This is a genomic window from Vibrio sp. dhg, assembly GCF_003443775.1.
Taxonomy (GTDB): domain Bacteria; phylum Pseudomonadota; class Gammaproteobacteria; order Enterobacterales; family Vibrionaceae; genus Vibrio; species Vibrio natriegens.
The window spans coordinates 3,305,540-3,328,783 of record NZ_CP028943.1 but is presented as its reverse complement, the minus strand read 5'-3'; the positions used below and the strand labels follow the sequence as shown (position 1 = coordinate 3,328,783).

The following is a 23,244-nucleotide window of genomic DNA, read 5'->3' as shown; positions in this document are numbered from 1 at the left end:
CTCGTTATTACACATTCAATGTTCTTACATTGAGTCCATCAAAACCCCTTGGGTGTTGTATGGTTAAGCCTCACGGGCAATTAGTACAGGTTAGCTCAACGCCTCACAACGCTTACACACCCTGCCTATCAACGTCGTAGTCTACGACAACCCTTTAGGATACTTAAAGTATCAGGGAGAACTCATCTCAAGGCTCGCTTCCCGCTTAGATGCTTTCAGCGGTTATCGATCCCGAACTTAGCTACCGGGCAATGCGTCTGGCGACACAACCCGAACACCAGAGGTTCGTCCACTCCGGTCCTCTCGTACTAGGAGCAGCCCCTTTCAATTCTCCAACGCCCACGGCAGATAGGGACCGAACTGTCTCACGACGTTCTAAACCCAGCTCGCGTACCACTTTAAATGGCGAACAGCCATACCCTTGGGACCGACTTCAGCCCCAGGATGTGATGAGCCGACATCGAGGTGCCAAACACCGCCGTCGATATGAACTCTTGGGCGGTATCAGCCTGTTATCCCCGGAGTACCTTTTATCCGTTGAGCGATGGCCCTTCCATTCAGAACCACCGGATCACTATGACCTGCTTTCGCACCTGCTCGAATTGTCATTCTCGCAGTCAAGCGGGCTTATGCCATTGCACTAACCTCACGATGTCCAACCGTGATTAGCCCACCTTCGTGCTCCTCCGTTACGCTTTGGGAGGAGACCGCCCCAGTCAAACTACCCACCAGGCACTGTCCGCAACCCCGATAAGGGGTCGACGTTAGAACATCAACACTACAAGGGTGGTATTTCAAGGACGGCTCCACGAATACTGGCGTACTCGTTTCAAAGCCTCCCACCTATCCTACACATGTAGGGTCAATGTTCAGTGCCAAGCTGTAGTAAAGGTTCACGGGGTCTTTCCGTCTAGCCGCGGGTACACTGCATCTTCACAGCGATTTCAATTTCACTGAGTCTCGGGTGGAGACAGCGTGGCCATCATTACGCCATTCGTGCAGGTCGGAACTTACCCGACAAGGAATTTCGCTACCTTAGGACCGTTATAGTTACGGCCGCCGTTTACCGGGGCTTCGATCAAGAGCTTCGACCGAAGTCTAACCCCATCAATTAACCTTCCGGCACCGGGCAGGCGTCACACCGTATACGTCATCTTACGATTTTGCACAGTGCTGTGTTTTTAATAAACAGTTGCAGCCACCTGGTATCTGCGACTCTCAATAGCTCCATCCGCAAGGGACTTCACCGTCGAGAGCGTACCTTCTCCCGAAGTTACGGTACCATTTTGCCTAGTTCCTTCACCCGAGTTCTCTCAAGCGCCTTGGTATTCTCTACCCGACCACCTGTGTCGGTTTGGGGTACGATTCCTTACAATCTGAAGCTTAGAGGCTTTTCCTGGAAGCATGGCATCAATGACTTCACTACCGTAGTAGCTCGACGTCGTGTCTCAGCCTTAAAGAGAGCCGGATTTACCTAACTCTCAAGCCTACGCACTTGAACCTGGACAACCGTCGCCAGGCCCACCTAGCCTTCTCCGTCCCCCCATCGCAATTGTAAGAAGTACGGGAATATTAACCCGTTTCCCATCGACTACGCCTTTCGGCCTCGCCTTAGGGGTCGACTTACCCTGCCCCGATTAACGTTGGACAGGAACCCTTGGTCTTCCGGCGAGGAGGTTTTTCACCCCCTTTATCGTTACTCATGTCAGCATTCGCACTTCTGATACGTCCAGCATGCGTTACCACACACCTTCAACCGCTTACAGAACGCTCCCCTACCCAATATACAAAAGTATATTGCCGCAGCTTCGGTTTACTACTTAGCCCCGTTACATCTTCCGCGCAGGCCGACTCGACCAGTGAGCTATTACGCTTTCTTTAAATGATGGCTGCTTCTAAGCCAACATCCTGGCTGTCTGAGCCTTCCCACATCGTTTCCCACTTAGTAGTAATTTGGGACCTTAGCTGGCGGTCTGGGTTGTTTCCCTCTCCACGACGGACGTTAGCACCCGCCGTGTGTCTCCCGGATAGTACTTACTGGTATTCGGAGTTTGCAAAGGGTTGGTAAGTCGGGATGACCCCCTAGCCTTAACAGTGCTCTACCCCCAGTAGTATTCGTCCGAGGCGCTACCTAAATAGCTTTCGGGGAGAACCAGCTATCTCCAGGTTTGATTGGCCTTTCACCCCTAGCCACAAGTCATCCGCTAATTTTTCAACATTAGTCGGTTCGGTCCTCCAGTTGATGTTACTCAACCTTCAACCTGCCCATGGCTAGATCACCTGGTTTCGGGTCTATATCCAGAGACTGAACGCCCAGTTAAGACTCGGTTTCCCTACGGCTCCCCTAGATGGTTAACCTTGCCACTGAATATAAGTCGCTGACCCATTATACAAAAGGTACGCAGTCACAGGACAAAGCCTGCTCCTACTGCTTGTACGTACACGGTTTCAGGTTCTATTTCACTCCCCTCACAGGGGTTCTTTTCGCCTTTCCCTCACGGTACTGGTTCACTATCGGTCAGTCAGTAGTATTTAGCCTTGGAGGATGGTCCCCCCATATTCAGACAGGATATCACGTGTCCCGCCCTACTCGATTTCACTGAACACACATCGTCAACTACGGGACTATCACCCTGTATCGTCGGCCTTTCCAGACCGTTCGTCTAACGCGTGTAAAGCTTAAGGGCTAGTCCAATTTCGCTCGCCGCTACTTTCGGAATCTCGGTTGATTTCTTTTCCTCGGGGTACTTAGATGTTTCAGTTCCCCCGGTTCGCCTCGTTATGCTATGTATTCACATAACGATACTTACTTATGTAAGTGGGTTTCCCCATTCGGAAATCCCAGACTCAAGTGGCTTTTACTGCCTAATCTGGGCTTATCGCAAGTTAATACGTCCTTCATCGCCTCTGACTGCCAAGGCATCCACCGTGTACGCTTAGTCACTTAACCATACAACCCGAAGGAGTTTCGAATTGATGTTAAACAACCAAAGTTGCTGTCTCATTATTTGAATGAGCGAGACAGCTTTCGATTTTGCCGGACTCAAATTCCAAGAACACTTGAATGTGTTTTTAGTTGTATTCCATTAGGAATACTTTGAGAACTTTACAAATAATCTTAAAGATTATTTTGTCAGCTTTCCAAATTGTTAAAGAGCTATGTTTCTTCACAAGGAAGTACATTTTCTAAAGACTTTCAGAGTCAAAAATGCCAACCAGTATCAATTGCTTGCTCTGGTTTGGATGTTTTATTCCAAAAATGCTTAGAGAATGGTGGGCGATACCGGGCTCGAACCAGTGACCCCCTGCTTGTAAGGCAGGTGCTCTCCCAACTGAGCTAATCGCCCACATTATTTTGATTTCCGTGGAAGGAAATGGTGGGTCGTGCAGGATTCGAACCTGCGACCAATTGATTAAAAGTCAACTGCTCTACCAACTGAGCTAACGACCCAATGGTATCCCGTAGGGGAGTCGAACCCCTGTTACCGCCGTGAAAGGGCGGTGTCCTAGGCCTCTAGACGAACGGGACACTAAGTTGAACATCTTGGGGGATGTTCTATCTCTTAAACTTCATAAACCATATCAATCTGTGTGGACACTCATCGTGAGTAATCATCGTATAAGGAGGTGATCCAGCGCCAGGTTCCCCTAGCGCTACCTTGTTACGACTTCACCCCAGTCATGAACCACAAAGTGGTAAGCGTCCCCCGAAGGTTAAACTACCTACTTCTTTTGCAGCCCACTCCCATGGTGTGACGGGCGGTGTGTACAAGGCCCGGGAACGTATTCACCGTGGCATTCTGATCCACGATTACTAGCGATTCCGACTTCATGGAGTCGAGTTGCAGACTCCAATCCGGACTACGACGCACTTTTTGGGATTCGCTCACTTTCGCAAGTTGGCCGCCCTCTGTATGCGCCATTGTAGCACGTGTGTAGCCCTACTCGTAAGGGCCATGATGACTTGACGTCGTCCCCACCTTCCTCCGGTTTATCACCGGCAGTCTCCCTGGAGTTCCCGACATTACTCGCTGGCAAACAAGGATAAGGGTTGCGCTCGTTGCGGGACTTAACCCAACATTTCACAACACGAGCTGACGACAGCCATGCAGCACCTGTCTCAGAGTTCCCGAAGGCACCAATCCATCTCTGGAAAGTTCTCTGGATGTCAAGAGTAGGTAAGGTTCTTCGCGTTGCATCGAATTAAACCACATGCTCCACCGCTTGTGCGGGCCCCCGTCAATTCATTTGAGTTTTAATCTTGCGACCGTACTCCCCAGGCGGTCTACTTAACGCGTTAGCTCCGAAAGCCACGGCTCAAGGCCACAACCTCCAAGTAGACATCGTTTACGGCGTGGACTACCAGGGTATCTAATCCTGTTTGCTCCCCACGCTTTCGCATCTGAGTGTCAGTATCTGTCCAGGGGGCCGCCTTCGCCACCGGTATTCCTTCAGATCTCTACGCATTTCACCGCTACACCTGAAATTCTACCCCCCTCTACAGTACTCTAGTCTGCCAGTTTCAAATGCTATTCCGAGGTTGAGCCCCGGGCTTTCACATCTGACTTAACAAACCACCTGCATGCGCTTTACGCCCAGTAATTCCGATTAACGCTCGCACCCTCCGTATTACCGCGGCTGCTGGCACGGAGTTAGCCGGTGCTTCTTCTGTCGCTAACGTCAAATAATGCATCTATTAAACACACTACCTTCCTCACGACTGAAAGTGCTTTACAACCCGAAGGCCTTCTTCACACACGCGGTATGGCTGCATCAGGCTTGCGCCCATTGTGCAATATTCCCCACTGCTGCCTCCCGTAGGAGTCTGGACCGTGTCTCAGTTCCAGTGTGGCTGATCATCCTCTCAGACCAGCTAGGGATCGTCGCCTTGGTGAGCCCTTACCTCACCAACTAGCTAATCCCACCTAGGCATATCCTGACGCGAGAGGCCCGAAGGTCCCCCTCTTTGGCCCGTAGGCATCATGCGGTATTAGCCATCGTTTCCAATGGTTATCCCCCACATCAGGGCAATTTCCTAGGCATTACTCACCCGTCCGCCGCTCGACGCCGTTAACGTCCCCCGAAGGTTCAGTTAACTCGTTTCCGCTCGACTTGCATGTGTTAGGCCTGCCGCCAGCGTTCAATCTGAGCCATGATCAAACTCTTCAATTTAAGATTTTGTCGGCTCAATGAATACTGAACATTACATAACGTAATGTTTGAATTGACTGTGCTGAATCCGAAGATTCAATGGTCACTTCGTATCATTGAAACCTAATTTGAAACCGAAGTTTCTAATTGGATTATCATCAACGAGTGCCCACACAGATTGATAGGTCTATATTGTTAAAGAGCTTTCCTATTGAGCTTCGCTCAAATCGGACGGCCATTTTAGCGAGTTAAAGTTTAGTGTCAATCACTTTTTTCAAACTTTTTTCAAGCGTTTCCGCTTGGCTAATTTGGCTTGCTAACTCTGGCTCGTTTCTTTCGAAGCGTTGCCGTGTCAGCGAGGTGGCATTATAGAGATTGCGATCACATTGGCAAGCCCTTTTTGAGGTTTTTTTTGAATTTTCTATCATTCGAATGAAATAGCATCAAAAACACTTAAAAGAGCACGTTATTTCTACAGTTCTTTGAATTTATCCGTGAAAAGAGTCACTTTTTCCCAGTTGGTGTATTCCACCTCTTTCGTTGTATCCGTTTCTCCACCCGTCATCGACATGATGAACTTAATCATCATTTTGTCGAACCATCCGTAGCGCGGATAATAAAGGGCGCCAGCAAACACGCCTATTAACTCTGGTTTCCAAGGTGATTTCATCAAGAACTTACGAATATACGCACTGCCTTCTGGCGTATCTTTACCTTGGTCTTCTTTACGTGCCGTTAGGTTCACACAGAAGAAAGCGACTTTATGCTTTTCCAGTTGAGTAAGGTGGCGTTCAATAAATTGGTACAACTTCTTATTCAAATGCCCATAGCGAATAGAAGCCCCAACCAGCACTTTGTCATAGGGTTCGAAATTAATAGTGTCTACATTATGTAGATCCACTAAATCACAATCGAAGTCCGTTAGCTTCTCATCTATATAGTGGAAGATTTTTTTTGTTTGCCCTTCACGAGAAGAGTATAAGAACAATGCTTTTGCCACGATATCCCCTTAGCTACGCCAAAACGTTGGCGTGAGTAGAATGAGTAAGGTAAAGATTTCTAGACGACCAAACAACATGGACACGATCAGAACCCATTTTGCTTTGTCATTTACATCACCAAAATGAAGCGCCACTTCTCCAAGGCCCGGACCAAGGTTATTCAAAGTAGCGGCGACGGCAGAGAATGCACTCAGTTCATCCATTCCGGTCGCGATCAGTCCCAACATACACACAACAAACACCAACGCATACGCAGAGAAGAATCCCCAAACGGCATCAACGACTCGTTGTGGTAGCGCGCTACCACCAACTTTAATGGTGTAGACCGCGCGAGGGTGAACCAGACGCTTCAGCTCACGAGCACCTTGTAAGGTAAGCAGCAATATGCGAATCACTTTCATACCACCGCCCGTCGAGCCAGCACATCCACCAATAAAAGATGAGAACAGCAGCAAGACGGGTAAGAACAATGGCCAATCCGCAAAGCCTGTTGTCGTAAAACCAGCCGTGGTTGAGATAGAGACCGTTTGGAAAAGCGCTTGGTCGAAAGCATCGTACGTGGACGTGTATGAGTGGTGCTTCAGTAGTAATAGGAAGCAAACAACAAACAGTATCACCTGTATAAAGATGAATGCGCGAAACTCGGGATCTTTCCAATAGTATTTAGGATGTACCCCGCCGGACGAGAATGCCGCAAAGTGCAAAGTAAAGTTACACGCTGAGATCAGGAGAAATACGACGGTAATGAGGTTGATTGCGTAACTGTCGAAATACCCCATGCTTGCGTCATGCGTTGAGAAACCGCCAATCGCGATGGTAGAGAAACTATGGCTGATGGCGTCAAACGGTGTCATCCCTGCCAACCAAAATGCTGTCGCACATGCAATCGTCAGGCTTAAGTAGATATACCAAAGCGCTTTGGCGGTCTCAGCAATTCGCGGCGTCATTTTGGTGTCTTTTACCGGCCCTGGGATTTCAGCACGATACAACTGCATACCACCGATACCTAGCACAGGCAAAATAGCCACCGCTAATACGATGATCCCCATTCCACCAAACCACTGGAGTAGCTGACGATAGAACAAAATCGCTTTGGGTAATTCATCCAGACCAACAATCACCGTCGCACCGGTGGTCGTCAAAGCGGAAAATGACTCAAAAAAAGCGTCCGTTACCGATATGTTAGGATTATCAGCGATCAAAAAAGGAATGGAGCCCGCACTGCCCAATACGGTCCAGAATAAGACTACGATAAGGAATCCGTCACGCGCTTTTAGCTCATGCTTATGCCTACGGTTCGGAAACCAGCACACCGCCCCGCAAAACAGCAGAACAAAAAAGGTCGTGACAAAAGGCACACCAGCACCATCTCGGTAAGTCAGCGCGACAAGCGCAGGCGCGAGCATTGTGACACTAAAAAGCGCGAGCAATAGCCCGACGATACGAATAATTGAACGAAATTGCATGGATTGATTGACTAGCGAAGCTGTCCCTGTCGCTTACTGTTTTTCATTATTTTCCGTCTAGTGGGGTAACAATTGCCTTCGCCCCACTTTTATTAATGATAGCTTGGGTAAATCCGCTCACTTCACGAAGCTCAATTTCTACCACCAGCACGACCTGATCGCTGTATTCAGCATCAACTTCAACCGCCCCAAACTGAGGCATAATAGACTGTGCGATAGGCATAAACCCATAGTCTAACGCTAGTCTGAGCTTTGTGGTTATTTTTTTCTCAATAGTTTGAAGCTGCCTGAGTGCTTGTTGTACACCACCACCATAGGCCTTCACTAAACCACCCGTGCCTAATTTGATGCCGCCCGAGTAACGGGTGACAACCGCCGTAATTTCTCCAACCCCTGAACCAGAGAGCTGCGCGAGAATAGGCTTACCTGCCGTTCCAGACGGTTCGCCATCGTCACTGAAGCCCCACTTCATCGAGTCTTCTGGTCTTCCGGCGACAAATCCCCAGCAATTATGCCTCGCATCCGCGTGTTTTGTTTTTACTTGTTCCACAAACGCTTTCGCAGCATCGACACTTGGCGTATGGGCAAGATAAGTAATAAACACACTCTTTTTGATCTCTTCTTCAAATTGAGTCGGTTGTGCAGGAATCAAATAAGGCTGGTCATTCATAGAATTAGGTCGCTTGTCTCTTTGCCTGAAGTCTACCACGAGTGCGATTTACAAGTCGCATAAGATCTGGCTCAGCGCACAATGTTAAACACTTGTTTGAAAAATGTATTGAAATTAAACATCCACCGATCAAAACTAACATCAATGGTCAAGCCAGAATTAGAATAAAACACTTCCTCGATACCTATTTATCCGAAGCTATTTATACGAGGAAGGGCACCATTTTAATAGGTATACAGACAATCCCAGATTGTATGTCATGGAGATAGACAATGATTTACCAAGCCGAAACCCTACAGGTAAAGGAAATACAGGATGGCATTGCAGAGCTGAGTTTCTGCTCGCCAAAATCCGTAAATAAACTCGATTTAGCGACACTTGAGTCACTAGACGAAGCCCTTGATGCACTTATCGCACACCAAGGTCTGAAAGGCGTAATGCTGACTTCAGATAAAGATGCGTTCATTGTAGGTGCAGATATTACTGAATTCTTAGGCCTGTTTGCTAAGACTGATGAAGAACTGGATCAGTGGCTACAATTCGCCAACAGCATCTTCAACAAACTTGAAGACCTTCCAGTCCCAACCATCTCAGTCATCAAGGGCCACGCTCTTGGTGGTGGCTGCGAGTGTGTATTGGCAACAGACATGCGCATCGGTGATAAAACCACCAGCATCGGTCTACCAGAAACGAAACTTGGCATCATGCCAGGCTTTGGTGGTTGTGTACGTCTACCTCGTGTTATCGGTGCTGATAACGCGATGGAAATCATTACACAAGGTAAAGCGCTCCGTGCTGATGAAGCACTAAAACTTGGCCTGTTAGATGCGGTTGTCGATTCAGACTCTCTGCATGCATCCGCTCTGCAAACACTGACGTCTGCAATCAACGAAAAACTTGATTGGCAAGCTCGCCGCAAACAAAAGACATCACCACTAACACTAAGCAAGCTAGAGTCGATGATGAGCTTCACCATGGCAAAAGGCCTGGTGGCACAAAAAGCGGGTCCACACTACCCAGCTCCAATCACATCAGTCCTTACTATTGAAGAAGGCGCTCGATTTGCACGTAATGAAGCGCTGGATGTTGAACGTAAGCACTTCGTTAAACTGGCAAAATCAGAAGAAGCGAAATCACTGGTCGGTCTGTTCCTTAGTGATCAGTACATTAAAGGCATCGCTAAAAAAGCGGCAAAATCAGCAAACAAAGACACTAAACGTGCTGCTGTACTTGGCGCAGGTATCATGGGTGGCGGTATCGCTTACCAGTCAGCACTGAAAGGTGTGCCTGTACTGATGAAAGACATCGCTCAGGCCTCATTAGATTTGGGCATGAATGAAGCATCGAAACTGCTGAATAAGCGTCTTGCTACAGGTCGTCTTGACGGCTTCAAGATGGCGGGCATCCTCGCGTCTATTACTCCAAGCTTGCACTACGCTGGCATCGAAAACTCAGATGTGATTGTCGAAGCCGTTGTTGAGAACCCGAAAGTGAAGGCTGCGGTACTTAGCGAAGTCGAGCAAAACGTGGGCGAAGATACGGTTATCACGTCGAACACATCGACCATTCCAATCAACGTACTGGCTCAGTCACTACAACGCCCAGAAAACTTCTGTGGTATGCACTTCTTTAACCCTGTGCATCGCATGCCTTTGGTTGAGATCATCCGCGGTGAAAAAACGTCAGATGAAACAATCAACCGTGTTGTGGCTTACGCAGCGAAAATGGGTAAATCACCAATCGTTGTTAATGACTGCCCTGGTTTCTTCGTAAACCGCGTACTATTCCCGTACTTTGGTGGTTTCAGCATGCTACTTCGTGACGGCGCTGACTTCACACAAATCGATAAAATCATGGAACGCAAGTTTGGTTGGCCAATGGGTCCAGCATACTTGCTTGACGTTGTAGGTATCGATACCGCTCACCACGCACAAGCCGTCATGGCTGAAGGCTTCCCAGAACGTATGGGCAAGCAAGGTCGCGATGCGATTGATACTTTGTTTGAAGCCAACAAGTTTGGCCAGAAAAATGGCAGCGGCTTCTACAGCTATTCAGTTGATAAGAAAGGCAAACCGAAGAAGACCTTCTCTGAAGAAATCTTGCCACTATTAGCTGACGTATGTGCAGATAAACGTGACTTCGACGAGCAAACCATTATCCAGCGTATGATGATTCCTATGATCAACGAAGTGGTGCTGTGTCTACAGGAAGGCATTATCGCGACACCACAAGAAGCGGACATGGCTCTGGTTTACGGTCTGGGCTTCCCTCCATTCCGCGGCGGTGTATTCCGCTACCTAGACAGCGTTGGTATTGCTGAGTACATCGAAACAGCAAAACAACACGCTGAACTAGGCGCGATGTACCAAGTACCGCAAATGCTGATTGATATGGCAGCCAAAGGCGAGACCTTCTACGGCGCACAACAGCAAGGCTCTATCTAAGGAGGGATTCCCAAAATGACTAATCAAACAAGAAATGTTGTCGTAGTAGATTGTCTACGTACCCCAATGGGTCGCTCTAAAGGTGGCGCTTTCCGTAATACTCGTGCTGAAGACCTATCAGCACAACTGATGAAAGGCATTCTGGCGCGTAACCCGCAAGTAAACCCAAGTGAGATCGAAGACATCTACTGGGGCTGTGTACAACAAACGCTGGAACAAGGCTTTAACGTTGCACGTAACGCAGCGCTGCTGGCTGGTCTGCCAATTGAAATTAGCGCGGTTACCGTAAACCGTTTGTGTGGTTCTTCAATGCAGGCTTTGCATGACGGTACACGCGCAATTATGACTGGCGATGCCGAGATTTGCCTGATCGGTGGTGTCGAACACATGGGTCACGTACCAATGAACCACGGTGTGGACTTCCACCCGGGTATGGCGAAGAACGTAGCAAAAGCCGCAGGCATGATGGGTTTAACGGCCGAAATGCTGGGTAAACTGCACGGTATTAGCCGTGAGCAACAAGATGAGTTTGCCGCGCGCTCTCATGCTCGTGCTCATGCAGCAACGGTTGAAGGTCGCTTTAAGAACGAAATCTTACCTATCGAAGGTCATGCGGCAGACGGCACATTATTCACTCTGGATTACGATGAAGTTATCCGTCCAGAAACGTCAGTCGAAGGCCTGTCTCAACTTCGTCCGGTATTCGACCCGGCAAATGGTACCGTGACGGCAGGTACGTCTTCTGCTCTGTCAGATGGTGCATCAGCAATGCTGATCATGAGTGAAGAAAAAGCCAACGAGCTTGGCCTGAAGATTCGCGCGCGTATCAAGGGCATGGCGGTTGCAGGCTGCGATCCGTCAATCATGGGTTACGGTCCGGTACCAGCAACACAAAAAGCGCTAAAACGTGCAGGTCTGTCTATCGAAGATATGGACGTAGTCGAGCTAAACGAAGCGTTCGCAGCACAGTCACTACCATGTGCTAAAGACCTGGGTCTGCTTGATGTGATGGACGAAAAAGTAAACCTGAATGGCGGCGCTATCGCTCTGGGCCACCCACTAGGCTGTTCTGGCTCTCGTATCTCTACGACGCTGATCAACCTAATGGAAGCAAAAGACGCGAAATACGGCCTTGCGACCATGTGTATCGGTCTTGGTCAGGGTATCGCGACTGTTTTTGAGAGACCTTAGGTCTTTGAACGACAGAGTGATCCACTCGGCATCCTGATGAAATGCACCGATGCTAAAGTCATTTAGTATTAGACTTAAGGGCGACATGTTGTGTCGCCCTTTATTTTTAAGTTTTTACCAGAAATCTATGCACTAAACGCATAGATTAAATGATGAACTTTCATTTTATTCATAACTAAACAAGACATACACTTAGAGGCAGTTAATATCTTGCTGCTGTGGCATCCCAGCCACACTACCGCACACTCGGAGAACCTCATGTTTAATGCTCTAGTTCTAAACCAAGAAGACAAACGTACTATCGCCAACATCGAACAAATTGATGAAACCCAACTCCCTGAAGGTGACGTCCTGATTGACGTTGACTACTCATCGTTAAACTACAAAGACGGTTTGGCGATTACGGGAAAAGGTAAAATCATCCGTAACTTCCCAATGGTTCCAGGCATTGACCTGGCTGGTACCGTGGTGAGATCTGAAGATGGACGCTACCAGGCTGGCGACAAAGTGGTACTAACAGGCTGGGGCGTAGGTGAGAATCACTGGGGTGGTATGGCGCAACGTGCTCGCTTGAAAGCCGATTGGTTAGTACCGCTACCAAAAGGTCTAGACAGCAAAAAAGCAATGATGGTCGGTACCGCTGGCTTTACCGCAATGCTGTGTGTTCAAGCGCTGCTTGATGCTGATATCAAACCAGAAGCAGGCGAAATCCTTGTTACTGGCGCAAGTGGTGGCGTGGGCTCAGTCGCGGTCGCATTGTTGGCTCAACTGGGTTACAAAGTCGCAGCCGTTACTGGTCGCGTAGAACAAAACGGTCCACTGCTAGAAAAGCTGGGCGCTAGTCGCATCATCGACCGCGTTGAGTTTGAAGAACCAGCTCGTCCACTTGAGAAACAAATCTGGGCAGGTGCAGTTGATACTGTCGGCAGCAAAGTGCTGGCAAAAGTACTGGCACAAATGGATTACAACAGCGCAGTCGCAGCATGTGGCCTGGCTGGTGGCTTTGATCTACCAACAACTGTGATGCCATTTATCCTACGTAACGTGCGCCTACAAGGTGTGGACTCAGTTATGTGCCCAACTGAAAAACGTATCGCCGCATGGGAAAAGCTGGTTGAGCTATTACCTGATAGCTACTTTGAGCAAGCTTGTACCGAAGTCGAACTTGCAGAAGCTCCGAAGTACGCTGAAGACATCACTAATGGCCAGGTTACTGGTCGTGTGGTTATCAAGCTTTAAGATCAAAAGTCACAAATTAGACAGACTAAGAGCCGGCATTGCTGGCTCTTTTTGATCAACCTAATCCCATGTCTTCGATGCGCTTGGCAATCAAACGTCCGCACTCCTCTTTCACAATCCCTCTCAGCCATTCTTGCGCAGGTGAATGCTCACAACGCGCATGCCAGATCATCGAGTAATCAAACGGAGTAAATTCAAACGGCAGAGGTTTCACCATCAGGTCATAACGCTCCGCTACCAAATACGCTAAATCTGCCGGAACGGTGATAATGATTGGCAAGGTATCAACAATCGCCAATGCCGCTTCCAGGTGATAAGCACGCAGCACCATTTTACGTTGTGGCTTATCAATCAGAGCTTGTTCAATCAGCGCATTTACCCCATCACTGATTGCAATCATTGCATGTGGATGCCCCAAATAATCTTCGAGATTCATCTCTTTATCTGCCAGCGGGTGCTGCTTCGACAATAAACACAACACACCAACCCGGCCTAATATTTCACTACGCAATGGCTCAATGGGACCGGTCGGTCGGCAAATGGCGAGATCGGCGCCTTCATAAGTAAGTTGATCAGACAGCCTATCGTGCTGCAATGGCAGGAAGTTAAACGACACATTGGGCGCTTCCTGATAAATACGCGGCAAGGCAAAAGGCAAGATGGTCTGCATGGCGTAGTCTGTCGTGGCGATAGTAAAAGTCTGGTCGCATTGCAACGGATCAAACTCAATAGGTGAAAGCAATTGGCGCAGCGACTCTAACGGCTCTCCCAGAGAACGATCAATTTCCAGAGCCTTTTGCGTCGGAATCAAGTGCTGCCCCTGACGAGTAAAAAGAGGATCGCCTAATAAGTCACGTAGTCGCCCAAGTACTCGACTCATCGCCGACTGGCTTAAATTCAAACGGGTTGCTGCCTTACTAACACTGCTTTCTTCTATAAGAACACGTAATGCGACTAGTAAATTGAGATCTCGGCGATAAATGTCTTCTAATTCCACAATGACCATATATTATGAATGGGTTTAGATAAATTGTACTCTTCAGGCAAAAAAAATCCCGCCTTTCAGCGGGGAAGCCCAAGAAAAAATGGGGATAGTGTCGGAATGAAGTGTTGGTAAAAAGAAGATGGCAAAATCAATGTATCTTGATTGAGTTAAGCAAAATTAATTTTCTTGCTCGGATGCATCTGACCATTTATGCATCTCAATCCAAATACCCAAAATCGTTGCAATCACGCCTACTATAGGCATCAGTGAGGTTTCAGCTGGAGTTCTGAGCACTAACGCGCAGAACGAAATAAAGCACAGCACAGAATATATCGTTAGTCTGTCTAAAGCTGTCAGCATCGCCTCTCCTTACTACTTGTTACCAATTTGTTAATTTAAGGTAAAGCAAAAATAACACTTTGCCAAGTGGTTATTGAATATTTTTTCCACGAACGTAAAATTCAACGCTAAGTTAGCTACGAGAGTCACACTATGAGCTTTAATCCTGAACTGGCAACCAAGACGTTAGAAGCAGAGGGACTGCGCTGCCCAGAGCCAGTGATGATGGTCAGGAAGACAATTCGCAACATGCAAGATGGTGAAATTTTGCTGGTGAAAGCGGACGATCCATCGACGACTCGAGATATTCCGAGTTTCTGCCGATTTATGGATCATCAGTTGATAGCGGCACAAACAGAGCAGTTGCCCTATCAATACCTGATAAAGAAAGGTTTGGAATAATCAAAAACGGCAGCCTATCTGGCTGCCGTTTACTTATTCGTCGTATTCTAATGTGCGTATTTCTGACTGTAGCTTATTGAGCTGTTTCTTCATCGCCCGCATTTCTTCATGCATCGGTATGATGTGTGCAACTCGAATCCATGCTTCTACCGTTAACCCGGTGAGTATGAAAGTTCCCGCTACAATCGGTAACCACATATCGGTTAGCACCAATGCCAACAAGCACAGCACTAAACCAAAAGTGAATAAATAACTCTGACTCTTTGGGGTCATCCCCATGTAACGTGTAAGCATAAACTTGCCCTCTCGCTATCATTCACAGCACTAAACTACCATGACAAGTATGACACTAATATGCCACTCGTCACGCTATTGAACGAATTTATGCCAGAGTTTGAAGTAAGCCACGAATTCACTAGTTATTGATAATTCGCTCCATTTTCAACGACGTTTCGGGGCAAAGTAACGCCAAGCCGTTAGCTTTACCCACATAGGTCAAACTAGAAGACTGCCGCACCAATCGCCAATAAGACGAACAAAAAGGCGGTCACTTTACGGATAAGATCCAATGGCATTTTATCCGCAGATAACTTACCGATCAGAACCACAGGCACATTCGCCAGTAACATACCTATCGTCGTACCTAATACCACCCAACTCAAAGCATCGGCATACTGCGCGCCCAGAATAGAGGTTGCTATTTGAGTTTTGTCTCCAATCTCAGCAACAAAAAAGGCAATAAAACTGGCAATGAACGGGCCGCGGTTGGAGATCTCTTCATCGTCATCGAGTTTATCCGGAATCAGAATCCAAGCCGCCATGGCAACAAAACTGACCACCAACACCCATTTTAAAACTTCAGGAGAAAGATAATCGGCTACAACGACACCTAACCATGCAGCTAAAGCGTGGTTAGCAATAGTGGCTAAAAAGATGGCTGCAATAATAGGAACCGGTTTACGGTATCGACTAGCAAGTAACAACGAAAGCAATTGGGTCTTATCGCCAATTTCTGCTAACGCGACAGTAGTAATTGAAATAGCTAAAACGCTCACGACATGCTCTTTGGGGCAGGGATTATAATATTTAACCATAGACAAACCTCACGCCCCACCCCGGTTCGTGATGATTTGTCTAAGGTCTTGCTAAACTCGAAAGGCTTCGAGTCTCGAGCGCCATGGTGATTTTGCACCAATTATGTTGACGAACGAACCGGATGAAATAGAAACTCCATCGGGTAAGCTACTCCCCAAAGACAGGCGCAATTCTAGCCAACCTTGTAGCGCATCTCAAGCACCAAATCAGACGAAAACTCCCTTTTAAGAAAAATACGGTAGATAACTCGGTAAAAATCCATTAAAGGAGAAAGTTGCCCACGAATTAATCAAGATTAGCTCTACTCCCATGCTCAATATCTGGGTATACTAGATTGTTAATTTATTCAACCGTAATTACTCCTTATCGCCCTTGTTAGAGTTGTAAAACTCGGCATAGACGGCGAATTAACGAGTAACAAGAGAATCGCGCGAACCTGACTTATGCAAAAATACGATATCAAAACCTTCCAGGGAATGATCCTCGCGCTGCAGGATTATTGGGCTCAAAATGGTTGTACCATTGTTCAACCACTAGATATGGAAGTTGGTGCGGGTACCTCTCACCCAATGACCTGTCTACGAGCGATTGGCCCAGAGCCAATGTCGACAGCTTATGTACAACCTTCACGTCGTCCTACTGATGGCCGTTATGGTGAAAACCCTAACCGTCTTCAGCACTACTACCAATTCCAAGTAGCGCTAAAACCATCGCCAGACAATATCCAAGAGTTGTACCTTGGTTCCCTTGAAGTTCTTGGTATTGACCCACTTGTACACGACATCCGTTTCGTAGAAGACAACTGGGAAAACCCAACACTAGGCGCATGGGGTCTAGGCTGGGAAGTATGGCTAAACGGCATGGAAGTAACTCAGTTTACTTACTTCCAACAAGTTGGTGGCCTTGAGTGTAAACCAGTAACTGGCGAGATCACTTACGGTATAGAACGTCTTGCAATGTACATCCAAGAAGTAGATTCAGTTTACGACCTGGTTTGGAACATTGCGCCAGACGGCAGCAAAGTTACTTATGGTGATATCTTCCACCAAAACGAAGTGGAACAATCAACCTACAACTTCGAACACGCTGACGTTGATTTCCTATTCGGCTTCTTCGAACAGTGTGAGAAAGAGTGTCAAGAGCTCGTTGCACTTGAAAAGCCTCTTCCACTTCCTGCTTACGAACGCATCCTGAAAGCTGGCCACGCGTTCAACCTGCTAGATGCACGCAAGGCGATCTCAGTAACTGAGCGTCAACGCTACATCCTACGCATCCGTAACCTGACTAAGTCAGTAGCAGAAGCATACTACGCATCACGTGAAGCGCTTGGCTTCCCAATGTGTAAAAAAGAAGATAACGCGTAAGGGGTCGATCTAACATGGCAAAAGAATTTCTAATCGAGCTGGGTACAGAAGAGCTACCACCAACGCAACTTCGTACTCTGGCTGAAGCATTCGCAGCAAACTTTGAAGCTGAACTGGCAAGTGCAGAACTTGCTCATGAAGGCATCAAGTGGTATGCAGCACCTCGCCGTCTGGCACTTAAAGTAGCAGCATTGGCAGAAAGCCAATCTGACAAAGTCGTTGAAAAACGCGGCCCTGCAGTCTCTGCAGCATTTGATGCTGACGGTAACCCAACCAAAGCGGCTCAAGGCTGGGCTCGTGGTTGTGGCATTACGGTTGACCAAGCGGATCGCATGGTAACAGACAAAGGTGAATGGCTACTGTTCAAACAAGAAGTGAAAGGTCAGCCAGCATCTGAGATCATCGTTGAACTAGCAGCAAAAGCACTAGCAAACCTACCTATCGCAAAACCAATGCGCTGGGGTAACAAGACGACTCAATTTATTCGTCCAGTTAAAACGCTAACGATGCTAATGGGCAGCGACCTAATCGAAGGTGAAATCCTTGGCGTCGCTTCTGCACGCACTATTCGCGGTCACCGCTTCATGGGTGAGCAAGAATTCACTATCGACTCTGCTGAGCAATACCCTGCGATTCTTGAAGAACGCGGTAAAGTTATGGCGGATTACGAAGCTCGTAAAGCTATCATCCTAGCTGACGCAAAAAAAGCGGCAGCCGCGGTTGGCGGTATCGCTGATCTAGAAGATGACCTAGTAGAAGAAGTGACCTCTCTGGTTGAATGGCCAGTAGTACTAACAGCGAAATTCGAAGAAGAATTCCTGAAAGTGCCTTCTGAAGCATTGGTTTACACCATGAAAGGTGACCAGAAGTACTTCCCTGTCTACTCTGAAGACAAGAAACTACTGCCTAACTTCATCTTCGTATCAAACATTGAGTCGAAAGAACCTCGCCACGTTATCGAAGGTAACGAGAAAGTTGTACGTCCACGTCTAGCTGATGCCGAGTTCTTCTTCAACACTGACCGTAAGCGTCCACTGATTGACCGTCTTCCTGAGCTAGAAAACGCGATTTTCCAGAAGCAACTGGGCACAATCAAAGACAAAACCGATCGTATCACAGCGCTTTCTGGCTACATCGCGAAACAAATTGGTGCCGATGTTGAGAAATCGACTCGCGCAGGTTTGTTGGCGAAGTGTGACCTAATGACCTCAATGGTATTCGAGTTTACGGACACTCAAGGTGTAATGGGTATGCATTACGCAACTCACGACGGTGAAGATGAGCAAGTAGCGCTTGCACTGTACGAGCAATACATGCCGCGTTTCGCTGGTGATGTTCTGCCAAGCACTGCGATTTCTTCTGCAGTGGCAATGGCTGACAAGCTGGACACTATCGTTGGTATCTTCGGTATTGGCCAAGCACCTAAAGGCAGCGACCCGTTTGCACTTCGTCGTGCTTCTCTGGGCGTACTGCGTATCATCGTTGAAAACGGCTACAACCTAGACCTTCTAGACCTTATCCGTGAAGCGAAAGTACAGTTTGGCTCTAAACTGACTAACGACAACGTTGAGCAAGATGTCATTGAGTTCATGCTTGGTCGTTTCAATGCATGGTATAAAGATGAAGGTTTCAGTGTCGATATTATTCAAGCTGTACTGGCGCGTCGCCCGACTAAACCAGCTGATTTCGACCAACGCGTGAAAGCGGTATCTCACTTCCGTGAGCTAGAAGCAGCAGAATCTTTGGCAGCAGCGAACAAACGTGTAGGTAACATCCTAGCGAAATTCGATGGCGAACTAGCAGAAGAGATTGACTTGTCTCTTCTACAAGAAGATGCAGAAAAAGCGTTAGCAGAAAGCGTTGAAGTGATGACTGAAGCACTTGAGCCAGCTTTTGCAACAGGTAACTACCAAGAAGCCCTAAGCAAACTTGCTGATCTGCGTGAGCCAGTGGATGCGTTCTTCGACAACGTAATGGTAATGGCAGACGACGAAGCACTTAAGAAGAACCGTCTGACCCTTCTGAACAATCTGCGTAACCTGTTCCTACAGATCGCAGACATCTCGCTTCTGCAAAAATAAGTAACCGAAACTGAGTTACTGACTGAAAAAGAAGTCACAAAATAACTAAAAGGGAAGCATCTGCTTCCCTTTTTTGTTGGCAAAAATACAAGGTTGGAGAAAAATATTACTCATTTTGTGAACAGGACAAAAATTTGTAGGGTGAGAGAGGTTTAACTTGTTGGTGCATCACTCGGATTGTAGAGGCTTCTTTTTGTTATAAAAGATCTGTTTATTCGGGGGAAGGACACAATGAAAAAAACAATTCTCGCACTCTCTATTGGTCTGCTTAGTGCCTGCAGCCAAATTCCAGAAAATGCCATCGTATTAAGCGTCGGTGATGACAAAGCCATGTTCGAACAAAACGATCAAGGATTACTCGTCGCAGAACAGAAACTGGATAAAGGCAATTACACCTTTACGATTGCCGACAGCAAACAAAGCTGTGGCAGTAGCTTCGCTCTGGCAGAAGAAAGCCGCATCAAATTCAACACACCATTAAAAATGGATAACTGTGCAACGGATGCCACTATGCCGCTGCGCATTTTCAAAGCCAATACCTACCAATTTACGCTCAACCCAACGACCAATGAGCTGACGGTTAAGATCAAACCAAAACAGTCTCAGGTAACCAGCTTCACTTGCCCTGTCGCAACCGATACGGCTAAAACCATCAACGTCGCGGAAACCTTTAGTGATGGGACTTTAGTTCGAGATGCACTGACTGGACAAGAGGCAACCGTAACCGATGGTGCAGTCACCCTTCAGCCAGGCCCAATGAGTCAGGGGCTCCTACTGCTAGAGGAAGTTGAACAACAAGCGAATAAACCATTCAGCTGGGATAACGCCACAGTTTACTTCGTCATGACCGACCGTTTTTACAATGGTAATCCAAACAACGACAACAGCTATGGCCGCAGTAAAGACGGTAAGTACGAAATCGGCACCTTCCACGGTGGAGACTTGGCGGGTCTGACCAAAAAGCTCGACTACATTGAATCTCTCGGTGTTAACGCGATTTGGATAACCTCACCGCTGGAGCAAATTCACGGCTGGGTTGGGGGCGGTGACAAAGGCGATTTCAAACACTACGGCTACCACGGCTACTACCACCAAGACTGGACTAAGCTTGATGCCAATATGGGCACCGAAGATGAGCTGCGAACCTTCATCGATACCGCGCATAAGAAAGGCATTCGCATCATTTGGGATGTCGTGATGAATCACACTGGCTACGCCACACTGGCCGACATGCAGGAGTTTGGCTTTGGTCAACTTTACCTTGATGACCAAGAAGCGAAACAAGTACTGGGTGAAAAATGGACCGACTGGCAGCCAAAATCGGGGCAGAGTTGGCATAGCTTCAACGACTACGTCAAATACAGCGATAACGAAGCGTGGGAAAAATGGTGGGGCAAAGCGTGGATTCGCACCGACATCGGTAATTACGATGCGCCGGGATACAACGATATCAGCATGTCTCTGAACTACTTACCGGATCTGAAAACCGAGTCGACTCAGAAAACCGGTTTGCCAAACTTCTTCCACAACAAAGATACCGGCGCACGTGATGAACAAAAGACGCCGCGCGAACATCTGATCACTTGGCTATCCGATTGGGTCCGCGATTATGGCGTTGATGGCTTCCGTGTCGATACCGCCAAACACGTCGAAATGGACGCGTGGTCAGAATTGAAAGCCAGTACCACACAAGCTCTTGCCGAATGGAAACAGAACAACCCAGAGAAAGCGCTGGACGATTTGCCATTCTGGATGACCGGAGAAGTCTGGGCACACAGTGTGGTGAAGAGCCCTTACTTCGATAGCGGATTCGATTCGATAATTAATTTCGAATTCCAGTCAGATGTCGCACCAAAAGCGCTCAAATGCTTTGCCAACCTCGACAGTGATTACCGACGCTATGCAGAGCAAATCAACAACGACCCCGAGTTCAATGTGTTGAGTTACCTTTCTTCTCATGACACTCAGCTGTTCTGGTCTGCACGTAGCCGCAGCTTCGATGATCAGGCACGCGCAGCAAATGCGTTAATGTTGGCGCCGGGTGCAGTTCAAATCTATTACGGTGATGAGATTGCCCGTGACTTCGGTCATACCGGTTCAGATACCCATCAGGGAACCCGCTCCGACATGCCATGGGATAAGATTCATGGCGAACGTGAAGACTTACTGCAGCACTGGCAAAAACTGGGCGAATTCCGTAAGCGTCACCCAGCCGTTGCTCAAGGTAAGCACATTACACGTAATCAGGAAGGCTACTACGCGTTCGAGCGCCAATATCAGGATGACAAGGTGCTTATTGTCTACACTGGCGAATAGCACATCCATCTCTCCACCAGCAAGGGAAGCGTAGGCTTCCCTTTTTATTGCTCTTTTCGCTTTATAATCCATTCATCTGGTCTGAACAGACACTTTTTTCTTCTTCGAGTGAATTCACACTTTGCGTCGTAATAACATTAGGGTAAGGTCAAGTATTACACTATAAGCTGATGTTCAGTCAGCAAGATTACACAAAGCAATCACAATGAATTAGGTATAAGTAAACATGCAGTACTCAAAGTTTGGCGAAAAATTTAATCAGTATTCAGGTATCACACAGTTAATGGATGATTTAAATGATGGTCTGCGCACACCAGGTGCCATCATGCTCGGTGGAGGTAACCCTGCCGCCATTCCTGCCATGCTCGATTACTTTCACCAAGCCAGTGAGGAAATGCTCGCCAGCGGAGAACTCATCGCCGCACTCACCAACTATGATGGTCCCCAAGGTAAAGATGCGTTTATTAAAGCCCTGGCAAAACTGTTTCGTGAAACCTACGGTTGGGACATCAGTGAGAAGAACATCAGTCTGACCAATGGCAGCCAAAGCGGTTTCTTCTACCTATTTAATTTACTCGCTGGCCAACAGCCTGACGGTTCACACAAAAAAGTGCTGTTGCCGATCGCACCAGAGTACATTGGCTACGGCGATGCCGGTATTGATGAAGATATTTTCGTCTCTTACCACCCGGAGATCGAGTTGCTCGACAATGGTTTGTTTAAGTATCACGTTGATTTTGAACAACTGAAAGTTGATGACTCTGTCGCGGCTATCTGTGCTTCTCGCCCAACCAACCCAACAGGCAACGTGCTAACGGATGAAGAAGTCCGCAAGCTGGATAAACTCGCGCGTGAGAACAACATTCCGTTGATCATTGATAACGCTTACGGTTTGCCGTTCCCGAACATCATTTTTGAAGATGTTGAACCATTCTGGAATGACAATACGATCCTGTGTATGAGCCTGTCCAAACTTGGCTTACCGGGCGTGCGCTGCGGTATCGTAATTGCCAATGAAGCGATTACCCAGGCTTTGACCAATATGAATGGCATTATCAGCCTGGCTCCAGGTAGTGTCGGTCCTGCACTGGCCAACCATATCATTGGTAATGGCGACCTGCTCAGATTGAGTTCGGATGTTATTAAGCCTTATTACAAGCAGAAATCTCTACGTGCGGTAGAACTGCTGCAGCAAGCGATCACCGACCCACGTTTTCGTATTCACAAACCTGAAGGCGCTATCTTCTTATGGCTGTGGTTTGACGAACTGCCAATCACCACTATGGAACTGTACCAACGCCTGAAAGATCGTGGAGTCCTGATTGTACCGGGTGAATACTTCTTCATCGGTCAGGAAGATGAATGGGATCATGCGCATCAATGCCTGCGTATGAACTATGTTCAGGATGACGAGATGATGCAGAAAGGTATCGCAATTATCGCTGAAGAAGTTGAAAAAGCTTACCAAGAAGGTAAATAGAAAAACAAACTAAAAGAGCG

General features: G+C 47.6%; 15 protein-coding genes, 3 tRNA genes and 2 rRNA genes. 8 read left to right on the top strand and 12 right to left on the bottom strand.

Features of this window, described 5'->3' with window-relative positions; all coding sequences use genetic code 11:
* Positions 1-59: 59 nt before the first annotated feature.
* From DBX26_RS15615 to DBX26_RS15580, 8 genes are all read right to left on the bottom strand, one after another.
* Positions 60-2,950, bottom strand: a 23S ribosomal RNA gene (locus DBX26_RS15615).
* Positions 2,951-3,271: 321 nt separating this feature from the next.
* Positions 3,272-3,347 (bottom strand) — tRNA-Val (locus DBX26_RS15610).
* Between the two features lie 28 nt (positions 3,348-3,375).
* A tRNA-Lys gene (locus tag DBX26_RS15605) sits at positions 3,376-3,451 on the bottom strand.
* Between the two features lie 2 nt (positions 3,452-3,453).
* Positions 3,454-3,529 (bottom strand) — tRNA-Glu (locus DBX26_RS15600).
* A gap of 91 nt (positions 3,530-3,620) precedes the next feature.
* A 16S ribosomal RNA gene (locus DBX26_RS15595) occupies positions 3,621-5,172 on the bottom strand.
* The 16S and 23S rRNA genes sit together here with 3 tRNA genes alongside, the layout of an rRNA operon.
* A gap of 451 nt (positions 5,173-5,623) precedes the next feature.
* Positions 5,624-6,151, bottom strand: coding sequence for a menaquinone-dependent protoporphyrinogen IX dehydrogenase (gene hemG / locus DBX26_RS15590; RefSeq protein WP_065301793.1), 528 nt, complete (start codon positions 6,149-6,151; stop codon positions 5,624-5,626).
* Positions 6,152-6,160: 9 nt separating this feature from the next.
* Complete coding sequence (locus DBX26_RS15585; protein ID WP_014230441.1) at positions 6,161-7,618, bottom strand: TrkH family potassium uptake protein; 1,458 nt, start codon at positions 7,616-7,618, stop codon at positions 6,161-6,163.
* 46 nt (positions 7,619-7,664) lie between these two features.
* On the bottom strand, positions 7,665-8,288 hold the full coding sequence (locus DBX26_RS15580) for a YigZ family protein (protein ID WP_014230440.1): 624 nt from the start codon (positions 8,286-8,288) through the stop codon (positions 7,665-7,667).
* Between the two features lie 272 nt (positions 8,289-8,560).
* On the opposite strand from DBX26_RS15580, the gene fadB reads away from it, so the two are divergent.
* The 3 genes from fadB to DBX26_RS15565 all read left to right on the top strand — a co-directional run bounded on the left by fadB (position 8,561) and on the right by DBX26_RS15565 (position 13,162).
* The gene (gene fadB, locus DBX26_RS15575) at positions 8,561-10,732 is read left to right on the top strand and encodes a fatty acid oxidation complex subunit alpha FadB (RefSeq protein WP_118119704.1); all 2,172 of its coding nucleotides are present in this window, start codon (positions 8,561-8,563) and stop codon (positions 10,730-10,732) included.
* Positions 10,733-10,747: 15 nt separating this feature from the next.
* Positions 10,748-11,923: an acetyl-CoA C-acyltransferase FadA gene (gene fadA / locus DBX26_RS15570; RefSeq protein WP_020333587.1), complete on the top strand. Its 1,176-nt coding sequence runs from the start codon at positions 10,748-10,750 to the stop codon at positions 11,921-11,923.
* Between the two features lie 258 nt (positions 11,924-12,181).
* Positions 12,182-13,162: an MDR family oxidoreductase gene (locus DBX26_RS15565; protein WP_118119702.1), complete on the top strand. Its 981-nt coding sequence runs from the start codon at positions 12,182-12,184 to the stop codon at positions 13,160-13,162.
* Between the two features lie 55 nt (positions 13,163-13,217).
* On the opposite strand, the gene DBX26_RS15560 is transcribed toward DBX26_RS15565, so the two are convergent.
* Entirely contained in the window at positions 13,218-14,159 is a 942-nt protein-coding gene (locus DBX26_RS15560; RefSeq protein WP_065303049.1) for a LysR family transcriptional regulator, read from the bottom strand.
* 165 nt (positions 14,160-14,324) lie between these two features.
* Positions 14,325-14,507, bottom strand: coding sequence for a hypothetical protein (locus DBX26_RS15555; protein ID WP_065298927.1), 183 nt, complete (start codon positions 14,505-14,507; stop codon positions 14,325-14,327).
* A 132-nt stretch (positions 14,508-14,639) separates the two neighbouring features.
* Between DBX26_RS15555 and tusA the strand changes: the two genes are divergently transcribed.
* On the top strand, positions 14,640-14,888 hold the full coding sequence (gene tusA, locus DBX26_RS15550; protein WP_014230434.1) for a sulfurtransferase TusA: 249 nt from the start codon (positions 14,640-14,642) through the stop codon (positions 14,886-14,888).
* Positions 14,889-14,921: 33 nt separating this feature from the next.
* Here tusA and DBX26_RS15545 read toward each other — a convergent pair whose 3' ends face one another.
* On the bottom strand, positions 14,922-15,182 hold the full coding sequence (locus DBX26_RS15545) for a hypothetical protein (protein WP_020333584.1): 261 nt from the start codon (positions 15,180-15,182) through the stop codon (positions 14,922-14,924).
* Between the two features lie 206 nt (positions 15,183-15,388).
* Positions 15,389-15,943 carry a TMEM165/GDT1 family protein gene (locus DBX26_RS15540; RefSeq protein WP_020333583.1) on the bottom strand — a complete coding sequence of 185 codons (555 nt, stop codon included), beginning with the start codon at positions 15,941-15,943 and terminating at the stop codon, positions 15,389-15,391.
* 483 nt (positions 15,944-16,426) lie between these two features.
* Here DBX26_RS15540 and glyQ point away from each other — a divergent pair, with 483 nt between their 5' ends.
* The 4 genes from glyQ to DBX26_RS15520 all read left to right on the top strand — a co-directional run bounded on the left by glyQ (position 16,427) and on the right by DBX26_RS15520 (position 23,224).
* Complete coding sequence (glyQ, locus tag DBX26_RS15535; RefSeq protein ID WP_014230431.1) at positions 16,427-17,347, top strand: glycine--tRNA ligase subunit alpha; 921 nt, start codon at positions 16,427-16,429, stop codon at positions 17,345-17,347.
* A 14-nt stretch (positions 17,348-17,361) separates the two neighbouring features.
* Positions 17,362-19,428: a glycine--tRNA ligase subunit beta gene (glyS, locus tag DBX26_RS15530; RefSeq protein WP_118119698.1), complete on the top strand. Its 2,067-nt coding sequence runs from the start codon at positions 17,362-17,364 to the stop codon at positions 19,426-19,428.
* Between the two features lie 231 nt (positions 19,429-19,659).
* Positions 19,660-21,744 (top strand): alpha-amylase, encoded by a 2,085-nt coding sequence (locus tag DBX26_RS15525; RefSeq protein ID WP_118119696.1) that lies wholly within the window; start codon positions 19,660-19,662, stop codon positions 21,742-21,744.
* Between the two features lie 226 nt (positions 21,745-21,970).
* Complete coding sequence (locus DBX26_RS15520; protein WP_020333580.1) at positions 21,971-23,224, top strand: valine--pyruvate transaminase; 1,254 nt, start codon at positions 21,971-21,973, stop codon at positions 23,222-23,224.
* The last annotated feature ends 20 nt before the right edge of the window (positions 23,225-23,244 follow it).

What these genes read in the sequence shown, in the direction of transcription:
- DBX26_RS15585 (WP_014230441.1), bottom strand. Translation starts at nt 7,618, where the DNA reads ATGCAATTTCGTTCAATTATTCGTATCGTCGGGCTATTGCTCGCGCTT.
- DBX26_RS15580 (WP_014230440.1), bottom strand. Translation starts at nt 8,288, where the DNA reads ATGAATGACCAGCCTTATTTGATTCCTGCACAACCGACTCAATTTGAA.
- fadB (WP_118119704.1), top strand. Translation starts at nt 8,561, where the DNA reads ATGATTTACCAAGCCGAAACCCTACAGGTAAAGGAAATACAGGATGGC.
- fadA (WP_020333587.1), top strand. Translation starts at nt 10,748, where the DNA reads ATGACTAATCAAACAAGAAATGTTGTCGTAGTAGATTGTCTACGTACC.
- DBX26_RS15565 (WP_118119702.1), top strand. Translation starts at nt 12,182, where the DNA reads ATGTTTAATGCTCTAGTTCTAAACCAAGAAGACAAACGTACTATCGCC.
- DBX26_RS15555 (WP_065298927.1), bottom strand. Translation starts at nt 14,507, where the DNA reads ATGCTGACAGCTTTAGACAGACTAACGATATATTCTGTGCTGTGCTTT.
- tusA (WP_014230434.1), top strand. Translation starts at nt 14,640, where the DNA reads ATGAGCTTTAATCCTGAACTGGCAACCAAGACGTTAGAAGCAGAGGGA.
- DBX26_RS15545 (WP_020333584.1), bottom strand. Translation starts at nt 15,182, where the DNA reads ATGCTTACACGTTACATGGGGATGACCCCAAAGAGTCAGAGTTATTTA.
- glyQ (WP_014230431.1), top strand. Translation starts at nt 16,427, where the DNA reads ATGCAAAAATACGATATCAAAACCTTCCAGGGAATGATCCTCGCGCTG.
- glyS (WP_118119698.1), top strand. Translation starts at nt 17,362, where the DNA reads ATGGCAAAAGAATTTCTAATCGAGCTGGGTACAGAAGAGCTACCACCA.
- DBX26_RS15525 (WP_118119696.1), top strand. Translation starts at nt 19,660, where the DNA reads ATGAAAAAAACAATTCTCGCACTCTCTATTGGTCTGCTTAGTGCCTGC.
- DBX26_RS15520 (WP_020333580.1), top strand. Translation starts at nt 21,971, where the DNA reads ATGCAGTACTCAAAGTTTGGCGAAAAATTTAATCAGTATTCAGGTATC.